The 7,731-nt window shown below is 38.4% G+C and carries 9 protein-coding genes; 2 read left to right on the top strand and 7 right to left on the bottom strand.

Annotated elements, in window-relative coordinates:
• Positions 1–225: 225 nt before the first annotated feature.
• Positions 226–1,110, bottom strand: a complete 885-nt coding sequence (locus AC0KTX_RS10735; RefSeq protein WP_474252195.1) for a nucleotidyltransferase-like protein — start codon at positions 1,108–1,110, stop codon at positions 226–228.
• Positions 1,111–1,248: 138 nt separating this feature from the next.
• Between AC0KTX_RS10735 and AC0KTX_RS10730 the strand changes: the two genes are divergently transcribed.
• A complete protein-coding gene (locus AC0KTX_RS10730; protein ID WP_474252194.1) occupies positions 1,249–1,611 on the top strand; it encodes a YgzB family protein in 363 nt (120 codons plus the stop codon).
• A gap of 29 nt (positions 1,612–1,640) precedes the next feature.
• On the opposite strand, the gene perR is transcribed toward AC0KTX_RS10730, so the two are convergent.
• The 6 genes from perR to AC0KTX_RS10700 form a co-directional block, all read right to left on the bottom strand.
• Complete coding sequence (perR, locus tag AC0KTX_RS10725) at positions 1,641–2,081, bottom strand: peroxide-responsive transcriptional repressor PerR (RefSeq protein ID WP_474252193.1); 441 nt, start codon at positions 2,079–2,081, stop codon at positions 1,641–1,643.
• Between the two features lie 391 nt (positions 2,082–2,472).
• Positions 2,473–2,943 carry a thioredoxin-dependent thiol peroxidase gene (bcp, locus tag AC0KTX_RS10720; protein WP_474252192.1) on the bottom strand — a complete coding sequence of 157 codons (471 nt, stop codon included), beginning with the start codon at positions 2,941–2,943 and terminating at the stop codon, positions 2,473–2,475.
• Between the two features lie 54 nt (positions 2,944–2,997).
• Positions 2,998–3,408 (bottom strand): ion channel, encoded by a 411-nt coding sequence (locus tag AC0KTX_RS10715; RefSeq protein ID WP_474252191.1) that lies wholly within the window; start codon positions 3,406–3,408, stop codon positions 2,998–3,000.
• A 96-nt stretch (positions 3,409–3,504) separates the two neighbouring features.
• On the bottom strand, positions 3,505–4,290 hold the full coding sequence (locus AC0KTX_RS10710; protein WP_474252190.1) for an ABC transporter permease: 786 nt from the start codon (positions 4,288–4,290) through the stop codon (positions 3,505–3,507).
• 4 nt (positions 4,291–4,294) lie between these two features.
• Entirely contained in the window at positions 4,295–5,086 is a 792-nt protein-coding gene (locus tag AC0KTX_RS10705; protein ID WP_474252189.1) for an ABC transporter permease, read from the bottom strand.
• Positions 5,079–6,125, bottom strand: coding sequence for an ABC transporter ATP-binding protein (locus AC0KTX_RS10700; protein ID WP_474252188.1), 1,047 nt, complete (start codon positions 6,123–6,125; stop codon positions 5,079–5,081). The genes AC0KTX_RS10705 and AC0KTX_RS10700 overlap by 8 nt, the downstream gene beginning before the upstream one ends.
• A 172-nt stretch (positions 6,126–6,297) precedes the next feature.
• Here AC0KTX_RS10700 and AC0KTX_RS10695 point away from each other — a divergent pair, with 172 nt between their 5' ends.
• A complete protein-coding gene (locus AC0KTX_RS10695) occupies positions 6,298–7,599 on the top strand; it encodes a glutamate-1-semialdehyde 2,1-aminomutase (protein ID WP_474252187.1) in 1,302 nt (433 codons plus the stop codon).
• Positions 7,600–7,731: the final 132 nt, after the last annotated feature.

The raw sequence follows: 7,731 nt of genomic DNA, 5'->3' as shown, positions 1-7,731 counted from the left end.
AAAAAAGTTTATCCTCATATCTGCTCATTTCTTGAATCAACAGGAACGCTTTCGTTTTGTTCAGTTTTCAAAGATCATTTTCTAATCAGGATTTTAATTTTAACAGACATAAACAACTCTGTCAACATCTTTTTTTAATGTTACAAATAAATAAGCTGCAAAAACGAATTATATCTTTTTGCTCAATCATTCATTAAAGCAGCGACGTTTAAAAATTTATCATCTTCAGATCAACCTGTCAACACTTTTTTTAAAAGAATATTCACGATGGTAGATCCCATGCCCTTTTGTTTGAATTCTGTTGACTTCAATAATGTCTTTTTCCACCAAATATTCTAATAAAACGCTTAAATCTACCGAATACAACTTTACTTCGGGATGATCCATAAGTTCCGAAAACAACCACGTTTCCTTTTCGGACATAATATCTAATAAATGAGCTGCACCGAATTCGGCTTTTGAGCGAATTAAAAAATCAAATGCTATAAAAATCAATTCAAGTCTCTTATGTAAATCTTCATGACTTTCGATTAGTTCTTTATACAGCTTGTATGCTTGGGGTTCAATTTGTTTCACTTGAGACCATACGGTAAGTTCCGGATGAAATCCGTAGTCAATAATCTCCAATCTAGCTAAATGATGAAGTGCGTGAACGATATGATTATAGGCATCAAGATATTGTTTTGTTTCAAAAAAAGCTTTTCCTTCCAAATACCGGCGGATTAATTTCGAAAACTCAATGGCAATTTTCAATTTCCTTTCTTCGAACGGAAAACTATTAAATCGCTCAATTAATTTAGACAAGTATTCATTTCGATCAAACAATACTTTCCCATTTAAAATCCAATCAATGATTCGCCGATTTGCCCCAAATGAAATCCATTTATGTAATTGAGCTTCGGTCACAATATGCAGAGCAGCTTTTTTGTCCAAAAACTCATAATGTTTAACAAAAACAGGCTTCTCAGCTTTTTTTATAATGACAAGCATTACAATATCAAAATTATCTGTCTGAGGAGATGTTTCTTTTTTCTTTTCTATGGATAAAACAGCCAAAGTGTCTGGGTGGCTTGCTCTTTCCTGATAGATTGGGCGAAGCAAATCCTCCATATTAAGTCCTCCATCCGTAACAATTACTTTTAAGCAACTATAGTAACTATAAATGATTGTTTCTGCAAATGAAAGACAAAATCCTTTATTTCTCATTTCTGTTTTGTTTGCTATATTTATTTACGGGAGGTCTATTCAATGGAAAAAAAGTATACAAGCAAGATCAATAAAATTCGTACATTTGCATTAAGTTTGATATTCGTCGGATTTATCATTATGTATTTCGGAATTTTCTTTCGTGAACATATGTGGCTCATGACGATCTTCATGCTGCTCGGCTTGCTGTTTATCATCGCCAGCACCATCGTCTATTTCTGGATTGGGATGTTGTCAACTCGAGCTGTCCAAGTGGTTTGCCCATCTTGCGGAAAAATAACCAAAATGCTTGGGCGAGTGGATATGTGCATGTATTGCAGGGAGCCTTTAACACTTGATAAAGAACTGGAAGGCAAAGAGTTTGACGAACGCTACAATCGAAAAAGCAGAAAACATAAAAAATAAAGCTGATAGTTCATTTTTCTATCAGCTTTTTAATGCATCTTATTTTTCTTTTGACAGTCCGGACAAATGCCGTAAATTTCCATCCGATGATGACTAACTTTAAAATCAGTGACATGTTCTGCCAGATTCTCTACTTCATCGAGTCCGGGATAATGAAAATCAACAATTTTCCCGCATTCTTCGCAAATGACATGATAGTGATCTGTCGTGACAAAATCAAACCGACTTGACGCATCGCCATACGTTAATTCTTTCACTAGTCCAACTTCCCGAAAAACACGAAGGTTGTTATAAACTGTTGCAACACTCATATTTGGAAATTTGCCCTCCAACGCTTTATATATATCATCAGCGGTAGGATGAGTCATGGAATTAATCAAATATTCCAAAATCGCATGACGTTGCGGTGTGATGCGTACCCCTGTTTGCTTTAACGTTTCAAGCGCTTCTTTCAGCATAGTCTCAGACATCGCCATGCACCTCTCTTCTAAAAACATTATTACTTTAAAAAATTCTTATATTATAATATTTATAATTAGTGTACATTTACGACAAGATTTTTGTCAATGGCAACAAATGAAAATTCGTTTAATTCCATTGTATCGCTGTTTTGTTGAAAATTCCAGCACTTTGGAATTCCGATTATGAAATGTCTTCCATCAAAATTTGCTTTTGCCGCATCCTTCATGGGGATAGAGCGCTGTCAAATTTTAATACAGCCTTGAAACCGGTGTATCCTGCATAAACAAAAACGGGCTTAGCAACCCCCGCTCAGCCCGCTGATTGTTTGAGGAGAAAAATATTTTTCACTACTACGATATGCAGCGCGCTTTCCCATGTTCATATACGATAACCCATTTTTTAATTCGCCATGCTTTTAATATACCTCAAGGCATCTTCAGCATGTCCTTTTACTTTGACATTCCGCCACTCTTTCATCAATTTGCCTTCTTTATCGACAATAAAAGTAGAACGTTCGATTCCCATATATTCTTTTCCAAAATTCTTCTTTAATTTCCAAACCCCATATTGCTCTGCCACCTTATGGTCTTCATCCGCTAAAAGCAGAAAAGGAAGCCCGTGCTTTTCTTTAAATTTTTGATGTCGGGTTTGAGGATCAGGACTAACCCCCAAGATGACGGCATCAAGCTCTTGAAAGCTTTCGTGATGATCACGGAAATCACAGGCCTCCGTTGTGCAGCCCGGAGTCATATCTTTAGGGTAAAAATATAACACAACATATTTCCCGCGAAAATCGGAAAGTTTTACTGTTTGTCCATTATCTGCGGTCAATTCAAAATCCGGTGCAGGTTTACCAATTTCCACAGTCATGTCTCCATACCTCCACTCTTTTTTCTATCTAATTATACCAAATATTGCCATACTTTACAACTTTGGTGTTTTTTCAATATCAATCATTGTTTTGGCAACAACGGCAGTTGGCAGCATATAACCAATTAAAGCTTCGATAACAGCAATCCATCTTCCTATTGAAACCGGCGTTATGTCGCCGTAACCGACGGAAAACAATGTAACAGCGCTAAAATATAAACAAGCAAACAAGTTTTCAAAATATGTTCCAAAGACTGGTTTCCCGGCTTCCATTAAAATTAGAAAGCCGTTTTGAAGAAAAATCAAATAAAGGACGGCAAACCCCAATAAAAAAGAAATATATACTAAAACAATTAAATAGATAGTCTCAAAGGTCAGAAATGTACCTTTTTTCACAGCAGAAAACATCGTTCGGACGCTCATGATTAAACAAAACATGATCCCAGTGCCAACAAAGAGTGCCATCATTTCCCCCAATAATTTTTTTGTTAATACATGCTATTCAAATCTTTTCTAATATATCCCTAAAGAATAAGCATTCTTTATGGCAAGGAATCGGATTTAGTTTCCTGCGCCTCGATACCGTTTGACCCCTTTATTCCAAATCATTACTGACAATACAAAAAAAACAAGGCCTACTGCGGGTGTGAAAAAAGCATAAAAATACCAATCGGTTTTTCCTAGAAAATAAGAAGCAGGGTAAACTCCAACAAACGCAAAAGGCAAAATCCAAGTTAATATGAAACGGATGAAACGATTGTATATATTAACAGGATATCGCCCATAGTTGCCTATGTTGTACATCATTGGCATAATCGATGTTTTGGCATCCGACCAAAAGCCAATCGAAGCAAGCGCAACAAATATACTGCCATATACAAGTGTGCCGCCTAGCACAAACAAAATAAAAATAAACAGATCGTACCAATGAAAAGATAAATTTAGCCGAGCCGCTGCATAACTCATGATCAAGACTCCTGTAATGGCTCCAAAAAGCGATTCCAGTTCCATTCTTTCCAATAATACCTGAAAGAGGCTATGGATAGGCCTTGTCAAAATCCGATCCATTTCCCCTCTGATAATATAACGTTCATTAAAATCCCATATATTAAAAAAAGAACTAAACAAAGCGTAAGGAACTAAGAAAAAACCATAAATAAAGATAATTTCATCCCTCTGCCAGCCGCCAAGTGCGTTTGTATGGCTAAAGACAACAAGGATGAACACTAAATTGACCGCTTGGAACATCAAATCAGATAAGATTTCTACAACCATGTCCGTTCTGTATTCCATTCGCGTTTTCATATATTGGGCGATGTATTGGAAAAAGATTGAGATATAGAACACCTCTTCATCCCCCTTGAATAATCATTTGTCTCTTAGCTAGCACCCACAAAATTTGAATCGGTACCACTAATAATAAAGCCCAAAACGCTTGAAAAAGAATGGCGTGATAAATGTCCGTTCCCGGAAAACCTTCCGTAAAAATCATGCTCGGAATATAACTGATACCTTGAAACGGCAGATATTTCATTATTTCTTGCGCCCATATTGGATAAAAACTGATCGGGAGAAGGAGTCCAGAAAACAAGTCGACAATTACCCGTTTTGCTCTCATGAGTCCATCGTTGTTATAAAAGAAAAAGGCTAAAATCCCTGTTAATAAATTAATCTCTGTATTAATGATAAAGCTGAATAAGATAGCAACGGCAAAAAAACTCCACGCATGCAAATCTGCAGGCAGTTTCAGAGGAAAAATGAAATGGACGATCGCCATACCGGGAAGGGAAAAAAAGAACAACCGAAAAATTCCTTCGCCAAGAGCCTGCATCGTTTTCATTCCGAGATAATGATAAGGTCGGATCAGTTCAACAGCGACTTTCCCTTCCTTAATCTCCATGGCGATTTCCCTGTCGATATTATTGAAATAGAATGCTCTTGCCATCCAAGATATTGCCACATATGTCACCATTTGCCCTGCAGATAAACCTTGGATGTTCTCTTTTTCTCCATAAATGGCCGTCCATAAAAAATAGTAGGCGCCAATATTAATGCTATAAATCAAAATTCCGGTATAATAGTTTGTTCGATAAGCCAGCATCATCAAAAAGCGAATGCGGATCATTTCCAAATACTTAGACATTCGCCATCACCTTTTCATCTTTTTGATCGGCCGCCGCACGAGCGTCCCCTTTTTCATAAATGTTGCGGATAATTTCTTCTGTGGAAATTTCCTTTATGGCTAAATCGACAATTTCATAAGCATTGATAACACGGTTAATGACTTCAGACATATGTTCATGATTGGTAATTTGTGCGGTCCAGATATTGCTTTTATCTCCTTTTGCCCATTGAACCTTCAAATCAGACGTCAGCTGTTTTAGAAGCGGTTCTTCAACATATGAAGCAAATTGAAAGGCAATTTGCTTTCCTCTTCCCCATTCGCTTCGCAAATGTTCCAAAGAACCGTCGTATATTATTTTTCCTTCATCAAGCATAATAACACGCTCACATAATGCTTCTATATCTGAAAGATCATGGGTTGTCAGCAAAATCGTCGTTTTATACTTTTCGTTAATCTCTTTTAGAAATTCACGTATTTTCAGCTTGACCAATACATCCAATCCAATCGTCGGCTCGTCCAAAAACAGCAGAGGCGGATTATGAATCAGCGCAGCAGCCAGTTCGCATCTCATCCGCTGTCCTAAAGATAATTTTCTTACAGGTTTGTCTAAAAGCGGTTCAATGTCAAGCGTTTGAATGACATGATCCATATGTTCGTTATAATCTTGATCAGAAACCTTATACACTTTTTTCAGCAATCGGAATGATTCTTGAACAGCTATATCCCACCATAGCTGAGATCGCTGGCCAAACACAACCCCGATTGTCCGGACAAACTTTTCCCTTTCTTTATGAGGGTTCATGCCGTTGACGATTACTTTTCCGGATGTCGGTGTTAAAATTCCTGTTAACATTTTTATTGTCGTCGATTTTCCTGCGCCATTTTCCCCTATATAACCTACCATTTCGCCTTGCCTTACTGTAAAAGACACACCGTCTACTGCCGGTATAATTTTGTAATTTCTTGTCAACAAATCGCGGAAAGCGCCTTTCAACCCTGATCGACTTGAATAGCTTTTAAATTCTTTCCTTAAATTTTCTACCTCAATCACTTTCATGTTCATCTACCTCCATCGATCGGTCACAACGATTAGTTTACTGGATTCTTGCCAAATTCACAATTTCACTGCTTTATTTTCCTTCTTGCTAAAAAGTGCTAGAATAAACAAGGATCATGAAACACCGGATGCCAATAAATGATCCAAACGCAAAGATAGAAGGTGGAAAAACATGAATTTTACAAAATCCGAACAACTATATAAAGAAGCGCTTGAACATATTGTCGGCGGAGTAAACAGCCCTTCCCGTTCATACAAAGCCGTGGGCGGGGGCGCACCCGTTGTGATGGAGCGTGCGCAGGGCGCCTATTTTTGGGATGTTGACGGGAACAAGTATATCGATTACTTGGCGGCTTATGGACCTATCATTACCGGCCACGCCCATCCCCATATTACTAAAGCGATCAAACAGGCGGCAGAAACGGGAGTCTTATATGGAACGCCAACTCCACATGAAATCAAATTTGCAAAAATGTTAAAAAAAGCGATTCCCTCATTGGAAAAGGTTCGCTTTGTCAATTCGGGTACGGAAGCTGTTATGACAACCATTCGTGTTGCCCGCGCCTATACCGGCCGCGATAAAATCATCAAATTTGCCGGCTGCTATCACGGACACTCCGACCTTGTGCTTGTGGCAGCAGGATCCGGGCCTTCCACGCTTGGAACACCTGATTCCGCCGGAGTGCCTCAAAGCATCGCTCAAGAAGTTATAACCGTTCCGTATAATGAAATAGAGCCATTTCAACAAGCTCTAAAAAAATGGGGAAACGAAATTGCTGCTGTTTTAGTTGAACCGATTGTAGGAAACTTTGGAATTGTCGAACCGAAGGAAGGCTTTTTGGAGAAAGTTAAGCAGCTTACCCATGAAGCAGGCGCTTTGCTCATTTTTGATGAAGTCATTACCGCTTTCCGGTTTATGTATGGCGGTGCGCAAAATTTACTCGGGGTTGAGCCTGATTTAACGGCTCTCGGAAAAATCATTGGCGGCGGACTTCCCATCGGTGCATACGGCGGACGAAAGGAGATTATGGAACAAGTGGCTCCGCTGGGTCCTGCTTATCAGGCAGGAACGATGGCAGGAAACCCGGCATCGATTTTGGCTGGAATTGCTTGTCTTGAGGTGCTGAAAGAAGAAGGAGTGTATGATTATCTTGATAAGCTTGGGGAGATGCTGGAAGACGGGATTGCGAAAGCAGCCGACATATACAAAATTCCCATTACGATCAATCGTTTAAAAGGAGCATTGACTGTATATTTTACAACAGAAAAGGTTTATAATTATGAACAAGCGGAAAAAACGGATGGAGAAATGTTTGCGAAATTTTTTAAACTGATGCTTCATCAAGGCATCAATTTGGCTCCATCTAAGTACGAAGCCTGGTTTATAACGATTGCCCATACAGAAGACGACATCCGACAAACCATTAAAGCTGTCGAAAATTCCTTCAAAGAGCTCGCATTCATGAAAAAATAACACCCGCTTTATGGCAGGTGTTATTTTTTACCATTTTTAAAACCAAAATTTTTCTTGAATAATCCCATGAAACAATGTATAGTCTGTATTGCTTGCAACCTCACAGAGGAAAGGAAGGAAATATTTTTTCAA

This window comes from Aeribacillus sp. JST-2, from assembly GCF_056032925.1.
Note: the sequence above shows the minus strand (reverse complement) of the source record. Positions and strands in the feature narration are given on the sequence as shown.

Excerpts from the sequence above, each read along its gene's own strand:
- AC0KTX_RS10735 (WP_474252195.1), bottom strand. The coding sequence starts at position 1,110 with ATGGAGGATTTGCTTCGCCCAATCTATCAGGAAAGAGCAAGCCACCCA.
- AC0KTX_RS10730 (WP_474252194.1), top strand. The coding sequence starts at position 1,249 with ATGGAAAAAAAGTATACAAGCAAGATCAATAAAATTCGTACATTTGCA.
- perR (WP_474252193.1), bottom strand. The coding sequence starts at position 2,081 with ATGTCTGAGACTATGCTGAAAGAAGCGCTTGAAACGTTAAAGCAAACA.
- bcp (WP_474252192.1), bottom strand. The coding sequence starts at position 2,943 with ATGACTGTGGAAATTGGTAAACCTGCACCGGATTTTGAATTGACCGCA.
- AC0KTX_RS10715 (WP_474252191.1), bottom strand. The coding sequence starts at position 3,408 with ATGGCACTCTTTGTTGGCACTGGGATCATGTTTTGTTTAATCATGAGC.
- AC0KTX_RS10705 (WP_474252189.1), bottom strand. The coding sequence starts at position 5,086 with ATGTCTAAGTATTTGGAAATGATCCGCATTCGCTTTTTGATGATGCTG.
- AC0KTX_RS10700 (WP_474252188.1), bottom strand. The coding sequence starts at position 6,125 with ATGAAAGTGATTGAGGTAGAAAATTTAAGGAAAGAATTTAAAAGCTAT.
- AC0KTX_RS10695 (WP_474252187.1), top strand. The coding sequence starts at position 6,298 with ATGAATTTTACAAAATCCGAACAACTATATAAAGAAGCGCTTGAACAT.